Here is a 15,614-nt window from a genome sequence, read left to right on the forward strand (position 1 = left end):
GGGAGCCCTCCGGGTCCACTCGGCGCCGCCGATCAGGTGGGCGGCGTGCTCGCGCGGTAGAGGCAGGTGAGCTTCGCGGTGCAGACCCGCCGGCCCTCGTCGTCGGAGATCACGATCTCGAAGGTGCCGACGGTGCGGCCCACCGACAGCGGCGTGCACACCGCGGTGACGTGGCCCGAGGTGGCCGAGCGGTGGTGGGTGCAGGAGAGCTCGAGGCCGACAGGGCGCCGGTCACCCAGGCGGTTGACGTACGCGCCGGTCGATCCGAGCGTCTCGGCGAGCACCCCGTTCGCGCCACCGTGCAGGAGCCCGAACGGCTGCCGGTTGCCCGCGACCGGCATCGTCGCGACCAGACGCTCCGGGGCCCACTCGGTGATCTCGATGCCCATCCGGACGGCGAGCTGCTCGTCCGGGTAGGCGACCCGGAGCTCCGGGGCGGCCTGTTGTTCGGGCGTGAGCGGTGCGTCCGGTCGATGGGTCGTGCTCCGCTCCGCTTCGTCTCCTGACACGCCGATCATGCTAGGACGGGGGCCGCGACGAGGCCGACGGAGGCTGTCGGACCCCCCTGGCAGACTCGGGTCCGTGGTTGCGACGACGACGCCGGCGAAGGCTGCGAGCAGCAAGTCCGCGAGCGGCACCGAGGGCGCCGCGGGGGAGCAGGCGGGTGGTGCCCGGCTGCTGCTGCTCGACGGCCACTCCCTGGCCTACCGGGCGTTCTTCGCGCTGCCTTCCGAGAACTTCTCGACGACGTCGGGCCAGACCACGAACGCGGTGTACGGCTTCACGTCGATGCTGATCAACCTGCTGCGCGACGAGGCGCCGACCCACGTGTGCGTGGCGTTCGACGTCTCGCGGCAGAGCTTCCGCTCCGAGACCTTCGCGGCGTACAAGGCCAACCGCAGCGCCACCCCGGACGAGTTCCGCGGTCAGATCGACCTGATCAAGGACATCCTGGCGACGCTGAACATCACGGTGGTGGCCCGCGAGGGGTACGAGGCGGACGACGTCATCGCCACCCTCACCACCCAGGCCACCGCCGAGGGGATGCACGTCTCCATCTGCACCGGCGACCGGGACGCCTTCCAGCTGGTCACCGACCAGGTGACGGTGCTCTACCCGCGCAAGGGCGTCTCGGACCTCGCGCGGTACACCCCGGAGGCCGTCGAGGAGCGCTACACCCTCACCCCGGAGCAGTACCCGGACTTCGCCGCGCTGCGGGGCGATCCGAGCGACAACCTGCCGAGCGTCCCGGGGGTCGGCGAGAAGACCGCACAGAAGTGGATCCGGGAGTTCGGGTCGCTCGACGCGCTGGTGGAGCGGGTCGACGAGGTCCGGGGCAAGGCGGGCGACGCGCTGCGCGAGCACCTGTCCTCGGTGGTGCTGAACCGTCAGCTCACCGAGCTGGTCCGCGACGTCGAGCTCGAGGTGACGCCCGACCAGCTCGAGGTCCGCTCCTGGGACCGGGACAAGGTGCACCAGCTCTTCGACGAGCTCGAGTTCCGGGTCCTGCGCGAGCGGCTGTTCTCCACGCTCACCGCCGCGGAGCCCGAGGCGGAGGAGGGCTTCGAGCTCCACGGGGTCGTGCTGGAGCCGGGAGCCGTGGGGGATTGGCTCGACGAGCACGCCCGCGACGGCGGCCGGGTCGGCATCTCGTTCCGGGGGACCTGGGGCCAGGGCACCGGGGACCTGCACGGCGTGGCGCTGGCAGCGGCCGACGGCGAGGCCGCCTCGGTCGACGTCCGCGCCCTGAGTCCCGAGGACGAGACCGCGCTCGCGGACTGGCTGGCCGACCCGGAGCGGCCGAAGGCCGGGCACGAGATCAAGGGCCCCAGCCACGCCGTGCGGGCCCGCGGCTGGCAGCTCGAGGGCGTCACCAGCGACACCGCGCTCGCCGCCTACCTGGCCCGCCCGGGGGAGCGCAGCTTCGACCTCGCCGACCTGGTGCTGCGCTACCTGCGGCGCGAGCTGCGCGCCGAGGAGTCCGACGCCCCCAGCGGCGAACAGCTCACCCTCGACGGCGGCGAGGAGGAGGCCGACGAGACGGCGGCCCAGACCGAGATGCTGCGGGCCCGGGCGGTGGCCGACCTCGCCGTCGCGCTCGACACCGACCTCGCCGACCTCGGCGGCACCGCGCTGCTCACCGACCTCGAACTGCCCCTGCTGCGGGTACTGGCCGACCTCGAGGCGGCGGGGGTGGCGGTCGACGTCAGCGCGCTGCAGGAGCTGGAGTCCCAGTTCGGGGCGCGGGTCCAGGCGGCGGCGCAGTCCGCGTACGACGTCATCGGCAAGGAGATCAATCTCGGGTCGCCGAAGCAGCTGCAGGTGGTGCTGTTCGACGAGCTGGAGATGCCGAAGACCAAGCGGACCAAGACCGGCTACACCACCGACGCCGATGCGCTCCAGACGCTGAACGAGACCAACCCGCACCCGTTCCTGGAGCACCTGCTCGAGCACCGCGACGCCACGCGGCTGCGGGTGACCGTCAAGGGCCTGCTCGACAGCGTGACCGACGACGGCCGCATCCACACCACGTTCAACCAGACGATCGCGCGCACCGGGCGGCTCTCCTCGACGGAGCCGAACCTGCAGAACATCCCGGTCCGCACCGAGGCCGGCCGCCGGATCCGGGACACGTTCGTCGTGGGCGCCGACTCCGCCGACGGCGCCTACGCCGAGCTGATGACCGCGGACTACGCGCAGATCGAGATGCGGATCATGGCGCACCTCTCGGTCGACGCCGAGCTCATCGAGTCGTTCAAGTCCGGGGAGGACTTCCACTCGATCACGGCGGCCAAGGTGTTCGGGGTGCCCGAGAACGACGTCAGCCAGGGTCAGCGCGCCAAGATCAAGGCGATGAACTACGGGCTGGCCTACGGCCTGTCCGCCTACGGGCTGTCCGCCCAGCTGCGCACCTCGACCGACGAGGCCAAAGACCTGATGGAGGACTACTTCGCCCGGTTCGGCGGCGTGCGCGACTACCTGCGACAGGTGGTCGACCAGGCCCGCAAGGACGGCTACACCAGCTCGATCCTCGGGCGCAGGCGCTACCTGCCCGACCTCACCAGTGACAACCGGCAGCGGCGCGAGATGGCCGAGCGGATGGCGCTGAACGCCCCGATCCAGGGCAGCGCCGCGGACATCGTCAAGGTCGCGATGCTCGGGGTGCACGCCGCGCTGCGCGACGAGGGACTCCGCAGCCGGATGCTGCTCCAGGTGCACGACGAGCTCGTGCTCGAGCTCGCGCCGGGGGAGCGGGACCAGGTCACCGAGCTGGTGCGCCGGGAGATGGGCGCGGCGTTCGACCTGGACGTCCCGCTCGAGGTCTCGGTCGGCTTCGGCCGTTCGTGGGACCAGGCGGCGCACTAGGTCGTCGCGCAGGGACTGGTACGCCTCGGTACCGAGAGGTAGGCTGGTACGTATGAGTACCGATGTGGATGCGCCCGTCGACACCACCGGGGCACGCGAGGGCGGCGGCGAGCCGGAGCACCTCGACGTCGTCATCGTCGGCGCCGGGCTCTCCGGCATCGGCACCGCCTGCCACCTCGAGCGGGAGCGGCCGGGTCGCGACTACGCGATCCTCGAGGCCCGCGACGACCTCGGTGGCACGTGGAGCCTGTTCCAGTACCCGGGGATCCGCTCGGACTCGGACATGCACACCCTCGGGTTCCGCTTCCGGCCGTGGCCGGACACGGTGGCGCTGGCGGACGGGTCGTCGATCCTGGAGTACGTGCGGGAGACCGCGCAGGAGTACGGCGTCGACCGGCGCGTCCGCTACGGCACCCGCGTGACCCACGCCGCCTGGTCGAGCCGCGACCAGCGCTGGACGCTCACGCTCACCACGGCGACCGGCGAGAAGCACCTCACCTGCTCGTTCCTGCTCTGGTGCTCCGGCTACTACCGCTACGACGCCGGGTACACCCCCGAGCTGCCGGGGATCGAGAACTACGGCGGGACGGTCGTCCACCCGCAGCACTGGGACCCGGAGCTGGACTACGCGGGCAAGCGGGTCGTCGTCATCGGCTCCGGTGCCACCGCGGTCACCCTGGTCCCGGCGATGACACAGGGCGAGGGCCGCGCCGCCCACGTCACCCAGCTCCAGCGCACGCCCAGTTACGTGCTCTCCATCGGCCGGACCGACCCGGTGGCGGAGTTCCTCAGCCGCTGGGTGCCGTCGTGGATCGCGGACCCGATCGTGCGGACGAAGAACATCACGCAGATCATCGCGCTCTACCAGATCTCGCAGCGGTTCCCGGGCTTCGTGAGGGGCCTGCTGCGCAAGGGGGTGGCGGCCCAGCTCCCCGAGGGCTACGCGGTCGACACCCACTTCAACCCGCCGTACGACCCGTGGGACCAGCGGATGTGCATGGTCCCCGACGGCGACCTGTTCAAGGCCATCCGCCGCGGCGACGCCGACATCGTCACCGACCGGATCGAGACCTTCACCGAGACCGGGATCCGCCTGCAATCGGGTCAGCAGCTCGAGGCGGACATCGTCATCACGGCGACCGGGCTCAACCTGCAGCTCTTCGGTGGCGCGGAGCTCGAGGTCGACGACGAGCCGGTGCACCTGCCCGACACCATGGCCTACCGGGGCATGATGCTCTCCGGGGTGCCGAACCTCGTGTTCATGATCGGCTACACCAACGCCTCCTGGACGCTGAAGGTCGACCTCGTCGCCGAGTACTTCTGCCGCCTCCTGGGCTGGATGGACGCCCACGGCCAGGCCGTCGCGGTCCCGGAGCGCGACCCCGAGGTGCAGGAGCGCCCGCTGCTCGACTTCGAGGCGGGCTACGTGAAGCGTTCTCTCCACGAACTGCCCAGCGGCGGTGACCGCGCACCGTGGACGCTCGCCATGAACTACGCGATCGACGCGGTCACCCTGCGCCGCGCCCGCGTCGACGACGGCATGCGTTTCGAGCCGGCCCGCGCTCCGGTCCGGGCGTGAGCGCGTCCCGGATGAGGACCGCGGGGTGAGCACGGCCGCCGAGGGCGCGGACACCAGGGGCTCCGGCGACCCGGCCGCGGGCGACGTGGCCGTCGGCGTCGTCGCGCCCGGGGCGATGGGGATCGCGCTCGGGCGCTGCCTCGCGGCGGGCGGGCACCGGGTGCTCATGACGGCGGCCGGGCGCTCGGCGGAGACGGCCCGCCGCCTCGCCGACGCGGGGATCGAGGACGCCGGGTCGACCGACGCCGTCGTGGGCGCCGCAGCCGCGGTGATCAGCGTCGTCCCGCCCGCCCGGGCCCGCGCCGCGGCCGACGAGATCGCCGCGAGCGCCCGGCGCACCGGGGCGCGTCCGCTCCTGGTCGAGGCCAACGCGGTCGCGCCGGCCACGGTGGCCGAGGTCCTCGAGACCGCGGGCGGCGCGGGCCTCGAGGTCGTCGATGCCGCGATCTCGGGCCCGCCACCGAGGCCCGACGCCGAGCACCCCACGCGGATCTTCCTCGCCGGGCCCCGGGCACCGGAGATCGCTTCGCTCGACGTACCCGGCGTGCGCTGGGTCGGGCTCGACGGCGGGATCGGCGCCGCCAGCGCCGCGAAGATGTGCACCGCGTCGGTGCGCAAGGGCCACCAGGCCCTGCTCGCCCACGCCCTGCTGACCGCCGAGCACCACGGCGTCCTCGACACCGTGCTGGCGGACCTCCACCTCGACTTCCCCCTCGACGACGTCCCGGCCGCGGCCGCGGCCGCGACCAAGGCGTGGCGCTTCGTCGACGAGATGGACGAGATCGCGGCCACGCAGGCCGGGGCCGGCCTGACCCCGGACCTGTTCGCGGCGATGGCGACGGTCTACCGCCACCTCGCGACGTCGGACTGGGGAGCGCGGCGCCCGGAGGACGTGCCCGCCCGGCTCACCTCGCCCGCGGGGCTGCGCCCGCGCCCGGACGGCTCCTGACCCGCCACGGCGCGGACCACCGGGCGAATGCTCCGAGTGGCTACCGTTCGCGTCCGGACGGCCTATTGCGGGCGTGGTGTCACCGCCATTCGCTGCAACCGCTCCGACCACGGACCGTCCGGACAGCTGCACCATTCCGGGTGAGTGGGGACCACCGAACATCGGCTTGACGAATGGCGTCACGCAGAATGGCGATCATTGCGCCCGTCGTGACGAGTGGGCGTGCACGGCGTCCCTCGGACGGGGTGTACCGTCACGCCCTGCCATTCCGGCGTGGGGGATTCCGCCGGTTTCCGCGGTTTCCCGTGCGGTGTTCGCGTTCGGGGTAGAACGACGTAGAGGACGGTGTGATCCCCCGATGGACCGGGTTCTCGACTACCTGCCGCACGGCGATCTCATCAGCGACGAGCAATGGGGACGGCGCCACCGGTTCCTCCTCTGGGTGCTCGCCTCGCTGTGCCCCGCGCTCGCGATCTTCGGGTTCGCGGTGGGCAACGGGCCCGCGCTGACCATCGGGGTCGCGCTGATCCCGGTGGTCACAGCGCTCGGGGGCTGGCTCACCCGCCACCACCGGACCGCGGGATCGCTGTTCGTCACCGCAGGCCTCTCGGCCTCCAGCGCCGGCCTGGTGATCCTCTCCGGCGGCTACATCGAGGCGCATTTCGCGTTCTTCGTGATCATCGGCTTCCTCGCGCTGTACCAGAACTGGGTGCCGTTCGTCTTCGACATCGCGTTCACGACGCTGAGCCACGGCCTCGGGTCGCTGCTCGTGCCGACGCTGATGTTCAACCACCACATGGGGCAGATGGACCCGTGGCTGTGGTCGGTCATCCACGGCATCGCCGTGCTCCTCGCGTGCGTCGGTGTGTCGATCTTCTGCCGCATCACCGAGGACGAACAGCGCATGCGGGCCGCACTGGCCGGCGATCTCGCGAACGCGGAGATCAAGCAGCAGGAATTCACCTCGGAACTGCTCCTGAACCTGGCCCGCCGCAACCAGAGCATGTTCCACCGGCAGCTCGACATCATCAACGATCTCGAGGAGCGCGAGCGCGATCCCGACGCCCTCGCCGAGCTCTTCCGGCTCGACCACCTGGCCACGCGGGTCCGGCGGAACGCGGAGAGCCTCCTGGTGCTCTCCGGCGAGCAGCCGGCGCGCGTGTGGTCGGCGCCGGTGCCGCTGCGCGACGTGGTCCGTGCCGGTATCGCCGAGACCGAGGACCTCGAGCGGGTCGCCTTCACCGTCGACGAGCGCCCGAGGGTCATCGGCGCCGCGGTGGCCGACCTCACGCACATGATCGCGGAGCTCACCGAGAACGCGGTGCGGTTCTCGCCGCCCACCACCACGGTCAACATCCAGAGCCGCGTGTACCACCCCGCCCCGGGCGCCCACCTCGTGATCATCGAGGACATCGGCGTCGGGATGCCCTCCGAGGATCTCGGCGCCGCGATCAGGTTGCTGGCCGGCCCCCAGGAGGTCGACGTCTCGACCTCCCGACGCCTCGGCTTCCACGTGGTGTCCCGGCTCGCCTCGCGCCACGGCATCGAGGTGACGCTGACCCCGACACCCGGCTGCGGTCTCACCGCGGTCATCGTCATCCCGGCGGCCCTGTTCGCCGACCCGGCCGAACCCGTCGCGGCTCCGGCGACGGCTCCCACCCGCGCGCACCACGCCGACTCCCCGGCGTCCGACGGGATCGACCGGCCGGCCGCGGTGGGCCACGCGTCGGACGGCCGCCATTCCTGGCCCGGGCGCTCGCCGGCCGACGTGGTGCGCGGCCCGGAGACCGGCGCCGAGGAGCCGGTCGTCGTCGGCCACGTCCTTCCGGAGAGCCCGCCCGGGACCGACACGCTGCCGGGCGGCCTCGCGGCACCGGACCCGACCCCGGTGCGCCCGGGCGCCCACACCACCCCGCCCCGGTCGACGGGCCTCATCCACCCGACCGTCGTCCCACCCCCCGCGGAAGGGGTGCCCTCGGCGATGCCGTCGCGCCCGGCGGGCCCCCGTGCCGGAGTCGCCGCGCCCGCGCCGCGCACCCCGCACGAGTCGGAGCAGCCGGTGCTGAAGCGCCGCGTCCCGCAGACCCACCTCGCGCCCGAGCTCATCCGCCCCCGCCCGGACCCCGCCGCCGACGCCCACGCCGGCCCGGGGAACGGCAACGGCCACCTCCCCGGTGGCCGCGACGGCGGCGGCAACGGCGACCACACCCGGGCGGGCAACGGCCACCCGGGCGACGACCATGCCGGTCCGGGCCCGTCCGGAGCCTTGAGCGCGCTCTCGCAGTACCAGGCGAGCCGCCGGGCGGCCCGCGACGCCCTGTCCGAGGACCCCGCCCAGGGCGCCGACCTGAGCGCCGCGCGCGGCGCCGGCTCCACCGACTCCCACGACGGAGGACGCTCGTGACCGCACCGACCGGGGGCCTCGACTGGCTGCTCTCCGACTTCGCGTCCGGGACGCCGGGGGTGCGCCACGTCCTGGTGGTCTCCGCCGACGGCCTGCGCCTGGCGGTCAGCCCCGGTGTCGGGCCGCAGCTCGCCGACCAGCTCTGCGCGGCGACCTCCGGGCTGGTCAGCCTGGCCCGGGGTACCGCGGCCCTGCTCGACGCGGAGCCGGTGACCCAGACCATCGTCGAGATGACCGGCTGCTACCTGTTCGCCACCTCGATCAGCATGGGGTCGACGCTGGCCGTGCTGACCGACCGCTCCGCCGACATGGGGCTGGTCGGGTACGAGATGACGATGCTGGCCGCCCGGGTCGGCCACGCCCTCACCCCGAGCTCCCGGGCACGGGTCGAGGGATGACCGTGGACCGACGGGCCGGTCCGCCCCCGCGGGACGGCGGACGGGTGGTCCCCAACTACGCGTTCACCGCCGGCCGCACCCGCTCCACGAAGTTGGACATGCCGATGGAGGCGCTGGTGACGGCCACCGACCTCGGCCTGGCCAAGCGCGCGGGGCTCACGCCCGAGCAGCGGTCGATCCTCGAGGCGGCGGTGGAGCCGCTGTCGCTGGCCGAGATCGGCAGCCTGCTCGGCGTCCCCATCGGCGTGGCCCGTGTGCTGGTCAGCGACCTCGCCGCCGACGACCACCTCGCCGTCCACCTCCCGCTCGTCGGCGCGGACGGCCGACCCCGACGCGAACTCCTGGAGAGGCTGCTCGATGGACTACGCGCCCGCTGAGCGTGCGCCCGTGCCTGCCGCCGCCCGCGACGGGCTGCTCCCGCTCAAGATCCTCATCGCCGGCGGGTTCGGCGTCGGGAAGACGACCCTGGTCCGCTCGTTGTCGGAGGTCCCGCCGCTCTCGACCGAGCAGGAGATGACGAGCCTCTCCGACGGCGTCGACGACGCGAGCGTGGTGCCCGACAAGACGACGACCACGGTCGCGATGGACTTCGGGCGCCTCACCGTCGACGACAAGCTCGTGCTCTACCTGTTCGGCACGCCCGGCCAGTCCCGATTCTGGTTCATGTGGGACGAGCTGGCGCGCGGCGCCGTCGGCGCGGTGATCCTGGTCGACCTGCGCCGGGTCGACGACTGCTTCGCCGCCGTCGACTACTTCGAGAACCGCGGCGTGCCCTTCGTCGTCGCCGTCAACGGCTTCCCGGGCACCGCGGGCTTCGACGACGAGACGGTGCGCGACGCGCTGGCGCTGCCGCAGGGCTCGCCGCTGGTGCGGGTCGACGCCCGCGACGACGGGTCGTGCACGTCGGCGCTGGTGACCCTGGTGGAGCACGCCCTGTCCCGCAGCGCCTGAGGTGCCGGCCCCGCACTCCCGCGACGCGGCGGCTCGGCACGTCAGCGCAGACCCGAGGCGGGCCGGACCTCCCAGAGCGTCCACAGCGGCGAGTAGCCGGCGCGCGGCCAGAACACCGACGAGATCGGGTTCGGCGGGTTGTAGTAGAGATAGGTGCCGCGCACCGCGCGCCGGCCCGCGTCCTCGAGGGTGGCCACCGCCGTCGCGACGAGGTGGGCGCCCACGCCGCTGCCGCGCTCCGACGGGGTCACCGACGCGCAGTTCACGTACCCCCACATCCCGACGGGGAGCAGGTTCGCCAGCCACGCACCGGGCGCGGCCTCCGCGTGGCCGCACTCGATCATCCCGACGGCGACCCCGCGCCGCTCGGCGAGCCACGTCGGCTCGCCGCGGCCCAGCCGGTCACGGATCATCGTCCGCTTGACGCCCTCGGCGTCGGGGCGCATCAGCGAGCCGCCGACCTGACTGGAGTACGCGAGCTCCTCGAGGGAGAGCCGGACGCACACCTCGAGGTCGTCGGGCTCGGCCCGCCGGACGACCAGCGTCGGGTCCGGCGCCGGGTCGGCGAACGGGCCGCGGGCGCGCACGGCGAGAACCGCGAGCGGCATCAGTCCGTGGTCGAGGAACACCCGGGTGGCGACGACGTCGCGGCTGGGCCAGATGACGGTCGCCGCGGAGTCGTGGTCACGGAGCACGTCGGGCGGCAGGTGTCCCCGCCAGGCGTCGACGAGCGTGTGCAGGGGTCCGTGCCCGGCTCCGCCGATCACCGGGTGCAGCTCGGAGACCTGCGCCGCCGACCACAGCAGCGGCCCACTGCCCGCGGGCCACGAGTGGTGGGTGACGACCCCGGCCACCCGGTGCGGTGGTGTGCCCACGACGAGGATGTCGCCGGGCGGGGGAGCCGCGGCCTCGGGCAGCCGCGGGTCGAGGGCGGCGAAGCGGCGACGCTGCGCCCCGAGGAGGTCGGTGAGGACCTGGGCCGGGGAGTCCGGGACGGCGGCGCGCGCCCCGCCGGTCATCGGGTCCGCCCGGACGACCGGTCGTCGGGTCCTCCGGGCACCCGGCAGGTGAAGATCGCGGTGCCGGGGAACAGCGCGCCGCGCAGCGGCGACCACTGGCCCCACACCTCGTGGAGATCGGCGGGCCATTCCGGCTCGACGATCCCCTCGAGGACCAGGCCGGCTCCCACGACGTCGGCGACCCGGTCGCCGATCGTGCGGTGGTGCTCGACGTAGGTGATCCGGCCGTCGTCGTCGGCCTCGGCGTAGGGCGTGCGGTCGAAGTAGGACTGGGAGACGGTCAGCCCGTCCTCGCCGGGGTCGTCCGGGAAGATCCAGCGCATCGGGTGGTTCACCGCGAACACCCAGCGCCCGCCGGGCCGCAGCACGCGGGCGACCTCGGCCATGAGCGCGGCCGTGTCGGCGACGAAGGGCACGGCGCCGAAGGCGGAGCAGGCGAGGTCGAACGAGGCGTCGCCGAAGGGCAGGTGCGCCGCGTCGGCCTGGACCAGCGGGACCGCGATCCCGGAGCGCGCGTCGGCCGCGCGGGCCTCACGCAGCATCCCGGCGGAGAGGTCGAGACCCACGGCCTCCGCGCCGCGGTCGACGAGCCAGCGTGCGCACGACGCGGCCCCGCAGCCGACCTCGAGCACCCGGGTCCCGATCAGCGCCGCCGGGTCCCCGAGGAGGGCGGCGTCGGCCTCGCGGAGCCGCTCCGGGCACCACACGAAGTCGACGTCGCCGAGGAACGCGCCGTGCTCGGCCTGGTAGTCGGCGGCGTCGTCGTCCCACCAGCTCCGGGACGCCGACGCCGACTCCCGCGGTCCGACGGCCCGTGTGACCAGGCCCGCCGGGACCTGCGACCCCGGGGGAGGTGTCGCGGAGCCGGCGCTCATGGGGGGCATCCTGGCACGCCGCCCCGGGCCTGCCCGGACCAGGCGACACGGTTGGCGACACGCGGGAACGGGGCGAGGTCTGACCCGTTTGCCGGGCGCTTCACAGGGTGGATACGATGGAGGTCCACGTCAGTGGTCTCGCCCTGTCCGGATCCGCACTGTCGGGTTCCTTCCGGCTGGGTAGCGATCCCCTCGGTCCCCTCGGGTGCCGATCAGCGTCAGGCCGACGTCCGCCTCGTGGGAACAGTCCACCCGACCGAGACCTGCCCATCCCGGAGCCGTCCCCTATATGTCCATCGACACCCACACCGCCCCGAACACGACCAGCCCTCAGGTGGCTGTGAACGACATCGGGTCGGAAGAGGACTTCCTCGCTGCCATCGATAAGACGATCAAGTACTTCAACGATGGCGACATCGTCGAAGGCACCATCGTCAAGGTCGACCGCGACGAGGTCCTGCTCGACATCGGCTACAAGACCGAGGGGGTCATCCCCTCGCGCGAGCTGTCCATCAAGCACGATGTCGACCCCCACGAGGTCGTCGCCGTCGGCGACGAGGTCGAAGCCCTCGTCCTCCAGAAGGAGGACAAGGAGGGTCGGCTGATCCTGTCCAAGAAGCGCGCGCAGTACGAGCGCGCCTGGGGCACGATCGAGCAGCTCAAGGAGAACGACGAGCCGGTCAAGGGCACCGTCATCGAGGTCGTCAAGGGTGGACTCATCCTCGACATCGGCCTCCGCGGCTTCCTCCCCGCCTCGCTGGTCGAGATGCGCCGCGTCCGCGATCTCCAGCCGTACGTCGGCAAGGAGATCGAGGCCAAGATCATCGAGCTGGACAAGAACCGCAACAACGTGGTCCTGTCCCGCCGCGCCTGGCTGGAGCAGACCCAGTCGGCGGTCCGCAGCGAGTTCCTCAACCAGCTCGCCAAGGGCCAGATCCGCAAGGGTCAGGTCTCGTCGATCGTCAACTTCGGCGCCTTCGTCGACCTCGGCGGCGTCGACGGTCTGGTCCACGTCTCCGAGCTGTCCTGGAAGCACATCGACCACCCGTCCGAGGTCGTCGAGGTCGGCCAGGAGGTCACGGTCGAGGTCCTCGACGTCGACCTGGACCGCGAGCGGGTCTCGCTGTCGCTCAAGGCGACGCAGGAGGACCCCTGGCGCCAGTTCGCCCGGACCCACCAGATCGGCCAGATCGTGCCCGGCAAGGTCACCAAGCTGGTGCCGTTCGGTGCGTTCGTCCGCGTCGACGAGGGCATCGAGGGCCTGGTCCACATCTCCGAGCTGGCCGAGCGCCACGTCGAGGTGCCGGAGCAGGTCGTGCAGGTCGGCAACGACGTCATGGTCAAGGTCATCGACATCGACCTCGACCGTCGCCGCATCTCGCTCTCGCTCAAGCAGGCGAACGAGGGCATGACGACGGAGACCGAGTTCGACCCGGCTCTGTACGGCATGGGCGCCGAGTACGACGACGCAGGCAACTACATCTACCCGGAGGGCTTCGACCCCGACTCCGGGGACTGGCGCGAGGGCTTCGAGTCCCAGCGCGAGGAGTGGGAGCGCCAGTACCAGGCGGCCTACAACCGCTACCAGCAGCACATCGCGCAGCTGCAGCGCACCGCGGAGCAGGAGGCGGAGGCCGCCGAGGCGGCACCGGCCAACTACTCCTCGGGTGGCCCGGCCTCCGACGACGGCGACGAGGACGAGGCCGCCGACGACGAGGCCCCGGCGGCTCCGGCCGCCGCCGACGACGACCCGGGCCAGGGCCCGCCGTCGGCCTCCGGTGGCGGCGCGCTCGCCAGCGACGCGCAGCTCGCCGCGCTGCGGGAGAAGCTCTCGGGCAACTGATCACCCGGTAGCACGCACGACCGACGGGCCCTCACCCCTTGACCGGGGTGGGGGCCCGTCGTCGTGTCGGCGCCCGCCCGGATCGTGCCGGGGCGCGTCGCAATTGACCACATGCGCCACATCGTTATCCTGCGTCACAACAGCATCACGAACGCAGGGGGAGTGGCATGGCCTGGGGACGTCGTCGCACCGAACTCCCGTCCCGGCGCGCCGCCCGGCACCGCCTCGGTTCCTCGGGGCTCACCTGGTGCCGCGAGTACATGGGCGTGGCCGCCGCGTTCGCCGGTCCGGCCCTGTCGCGGCGCGGCCTGTTCGAGACGCTGTTCGCCACCGCACGTCACTCGGTCGCCGCTCTCGCCTGAGGAACGCGCCCGACCCACGGCGCCGTGCCGGTCGATCGGGCAGACTGCGCGCCGTGCTGCGCGTGGGTCTGACCGGTGGGATCGGGGCGGGTAAGTCGACGGTGGCGGCCGAGCTCTCCGCGCTCGGGGCCGTGGTCGTCGACTCGGACCGGATCGCCCGCGAGGTCGTCGAGCCCGGGACGGACGGTCTGGCGGCGGTCGTGGACGCCTTCGGTGACGACGTGCTCGACGCCGAGGGCCGCCTGGACCGGCCCGCCCTGGGCCGGGTCGTGTTCGCCGACGACGACGCGCGGACGCGGCTGAACCGCATCCTGCACCCCCGCATCGGGGCCCGGACCGCGGAACTGGTGGCGAGCGCCCCGGACGACGCCGTCGTCGTGCACGACGTCCCGCTGCTCGTCGAGAACGGCATGGGGCCCGCGTTCGCGCTGGTCGTCGTGGTGGACGCCCCGGAGGACCTCCGCGTGGCGCGACTCGCCGAGACCCGCGACATGCCCGAGGACGACGCGCGCGCCCGCATCCGCGCCCAGGCGACCGAGGAGGCCCGCCGGGCGGCGGCGGACGTGTGGATCGACAACGTCGGCGACGTCGACGCGGTGCGCGACCACGTGCGCGAACTGTGGTCCGGGCGCATCGTGCCGTTCGAGGCCGGGACGCGCGCCCAGCACGCGGCGCCGTGGCCGGACGCCGTCGTCGACGCCGACCCGTCGTGGCCGGAGCAGGCCGCCCGGCTCGCCGCGCGGATCGGGGTCGCGGGTCCCGATCACGTCGAGGGCGTCGAGCACGTCGGGCCGACCGCCGTGCCCGGGCTCGCGGCTCCCGACGTCGTCGACCTCCTGGTGCTGACCACCGGCGGGAAGCGGACGGGGGAGCTCGGAGCGGCGCTGGCCGGTGCGGGGTTCCCGGCGGTGGGCGCGGGACGTCACGGCAGCGCCGACCCGGCCCGGCCCGCGCGCCTGCTGCTCGCGCCCGCCGGTTCCGCGGAGGCGTCCCGGGTGCTGGGCGCACGGGACGCCGCGCGGGCGGACACCCGGCGCGTGGCGCGGGAGCCCGAGGCGGTGCGCTCCGAGGTCGGTGGCTTCGCCGTGTAGCGCCTACTCCCAGGGCCAGTCCAGCACCACGCCCCGGGTCGCGAGCCACGCGTCGAGGTCGTGGCCGTGCTCCGCGACCCCGACGTGCACCGTCGACGCCGTCGTCAGCGCGCGTTCGGCGGCGTCCGGGGCGAGCAGGCCCGCCGCGATCGCCTCCACGTACTCGTCGACGTCGAGCAGGTCGGTGCGCTCCCCGGTGTGCACCACCAGGTCGAGGTAGTGGTCCGTCGTCGTCCACACCGAGCCGTCCCTGGCCACGTCGGCGATGTCGACGTAGAAGTCCTGGTTGCGCTCGTGTCCCGGCAGGAACCGGAAGTCGGTGACCCGGATGCCGAGGTCGGGCAGCAGCCACGACCGCATGTGGTCCAGCGAGGGATGGTTCGGCATCGGGCGGCTGAGGTAGAGCCCGAACGGCGCCTCGCGATAGAGGTCGACGGTCCGGACGAAGCCCTTCGGGTCGGTGTTCGTGCCCTCGTCCACGGCGAAGGTCTCGACCTTCGGGGGGTGCAGCGCCACGGCCCGGGACCCTAACGATCAGCGCCGCCCCGGACGAGCGGTCCGGGACGGCGCGGCGCGAACGGGATCAGCCCGCGACGGCGGCGGGGTCCATCCAGACGACCTCCCGGACGTGGCCGTCCGGGTCGGCGAAGCCGGCGCCGTACATGAAGCCGTGGTCCTGGTCGGGCTTCCACTCGCTGCCGCCGTGCGCGAGCGCCGCCGCTCGGACGAACGACTCGTTCGTCACCCATGATGGTGATGAACGAGTCGTTCGTGCCG

The 15,614-nt window shown here is 73.1% G+C and carries 15 protein-coding genes; 10 read left to right on the forward strand and 5 right to left on the reverse strand.

Annotated elements, in window-relative coordinates:
* Window positions 1–32 precede the first annotated feature (32 nt).
* Window positions 33–509, reverse strand: a complete 477-nt coding sequence (locus VGI02_RS17580; RefSeq protein WP_331629149.1) for a hotdog fold thioesterase — start codon at window positions 507–509, stop codon at window positions 33–35.
* A 73-nt stretch (window positions 510–582) separates the two neighbouring features.
* On the opposite strand from VGI02_RS17580, the gene polA reads away from it, so the two are divergent.
* The 7 genes from polA (at window position 583) to VGI02_RS17615 (ending at window position 9,647) form a co-directional block, all read left to right on the forward strand.
* Complete coding sequence (polA, locus tag VGI02_RS17585; protein WP_414638308.1) at window positions 583–3,366, forward strand: DNA polymerase I; 2,784 nt, start codon at window positions 583–585, stop codon at window positions 3,364–3,366.
* 52 nt (window positions 3,367–3,418) lie between these two features.
* On the forward strand, window positions 3,419–4,945 hold the full coding sequence (locus VGI02_RS17590) for a flavin-containing monooxygenase (RefSeq protein WP_331629151.1): 1,527 nt from the start codon (window positions 3,419–3,421) through the stop codon (window positions 4,943–4,945).
* A 25-nt stretch (window positions 4,946–4,970) separates the two neighbouring features.
* Window positions 4,971–5,894 carry an NAD(P)-dependent oxidoreductase gene (locus VGI02_RS17595; RefSeq protein ID WP_331629153.1) on the forward strand — a complete coding sequence of 308 codons (924 nt, stop codon included), beginning with the start codon at window positions 4,971–4,973 and terminating at the stop codon, window positions 5,892–5,894.
* A 358-nt stretch (window positions 5,895–6,252) separates the two neighbouring features.
* The gene (locus VGI02_RS17600; protein ID WP_331629155.1) at window positions 6,253–8,298 is read left to right on the forward strand and encodes an ATP-binding protein; all 2,046 of its coding nucleotides are present in this window, start codon (window positions 6,253–6,255) and stop codon (window positions 8,296–8,298) included.
* Window positions 8,295–8,696: a roadblock/LC7 domain-containing protein gene (locus tag VGI02_RS17605; protein WP_331629157.1), complete on the forward strand. Its 402-nt coding sequence runs from the start codon at window positions 8,295–8,297 to the stop codon at window positions 8,694–8,696. The genes VGI02_RS17600 and VGI02_RS17605 overlap by 4 nt, the downstream gene beginning before the upstream one ends.
* Window positions 8,693–9,073, forward strand: a complete 381-nt coding sequence (locus VGI02_RS17610) for a DUF742 domain-containing protein (RefSeq protein WP_331629159.1) — start codon at window positions 8,693–8,695, stop codon at window positions 9,071–9,073. Before VGI02_RS17605 ends, VGI02_RS17610 begins: the two co-directional genes overlap by 4 nt.
* Window positions 9,054–9,647, forward strand: coding sequence for a GTP-binding protein (locus VGI02_RS17615; protein ID WP_331629161.1), 594 nt, complete (start codon window positions 9,054–9,056; stop codon window positions 9,645–9,647). Before VGI02_RS17610 ends, VGI02_RS17615 begins: the two co-directional genes overlap by 20 nt.
* Window positions 9,648–9,688: 41 nt before the next feature.
* On the opposite strand, the gene VGI02_RS17620 is transcribed toward VGI02_RS17615, so the two are convergent.
* Together VGI02_RS17620 and VGI02_RS17625 are read right to left on the reverse strand one after the other, a co-directional pair.
* Complete coding sequence (locus VGI02_RS17620) at window positions 9,689–10,666, reverse strand: GNAT family N-acetyltransferase (RefSeq protein WP_331629163.1); 978 nt, start codon at window positions 10,664–10,666, stop codon at window positions 9,689–9,691.
* Complete coding sequence (locus VGI02_RS17625; protein WP_414638309.1) at window positions 10,663–11,550, reverse strand: class I SAM-dependent methyltransferase; 888 nt, start codon at window positions 11,548–11,550, stop codon at window positions 10,663–10,665. The genes VGI02_RS17620 and VGI02_RS17625 overlap by 4 nt, the downstream gene beginning before the upstream one ends.
* Before the next feature lie 280 nt (window positions 11,551–11,830).
* Here VGI02_RS17625 and rpsA point away from each other — a divergent pair, with 280 nt between their 5' ends.
* The 3 genes from rpsA to coaE all read left to right on the forward strand — a co-directional run bounded on the left by rpsA (window position 11,831) and on the right by coaE (window position 14,837).
* Window positions 11,831–13,384 carry a 30S ribosomal protein S1 gene (rpsA, locus tag VGI02_RS17630; RefSeq protein WP_331629167.1) on the forward strand — a complete coding sequence of 518 codons (1,554 nt, stop codon included), beginning with the start codon at window positions 11,831–11,833 and terminating at the stop codon, window positions 13,382–13,384.
* Between the two features lie 167 nt (window positions 13,385–13,551).
* Complete coding sequence (locus tag VGI02_RS17635; RefSeq protein WP_331629169.1) at window positions 13,552–13,746, forward strand: hypothetical protein; 195 nt, start codon at window positions 13,552–13,554, stop codon at window positions 13,744–13,746.
* A 53-nt stretch (window positions 13,747–13,799) separates the two neighbouring features.
* Complete coding sequence (coaE, locus tag VGI02_RS17640) at window positions 13,800–14,837, forward strand: dephospho-CoA kinase (RefSeq protein ID WP_331629171.1); 1,038 nt, start codon at window positions 13,800–13,802, stop codon at window positions 14,835–14,837.
* 3 nt (window positions 14,838–14,840) lie between these two features.
* On the opposite strand, the gene VGI02_RS17645 is transcribed toward coaE, so the two are convergent.
* Both VGI02_RS17645 and VGI02_RS17650 read right to left on the reverse strand, forming a co-directional pair.
* The gene (locus VGI02_RS17645; protein WP_331629173.1) at window positions 14,841–15,353 is read right to left on the reverse strand and encodes a ribonuclease FAU-1 family protein; all 513 of its coding nucleotides are present in this window, start codon (window positions 15,351–15,353) and stop codon (window positions 14,841–14,843) included.
* 67 nt (window positions 15,354–15,420) lie between these two features.
* Window positions 15,421–15,582, reverse strand: a complete 162-nt coding sequence (locus VGI02_RS17650; protein WP_331629175.1) for a VOC family protein — start codon at window positions 15,580–15,582, stop codon at window positions 15,421–15,423.
* Between the last annotated feature and the right edge of the window lie 32 nt (window positions 15,583–15,614).

It is taken from the genome of Actinomycetospora sp. (assembly GCF_036497245.1).
GTDB lineage: Bacteria > Actinomycetota > Actinomycetes > Mycobacteriales > Pseudonocardiaceae > Actinomycetospora.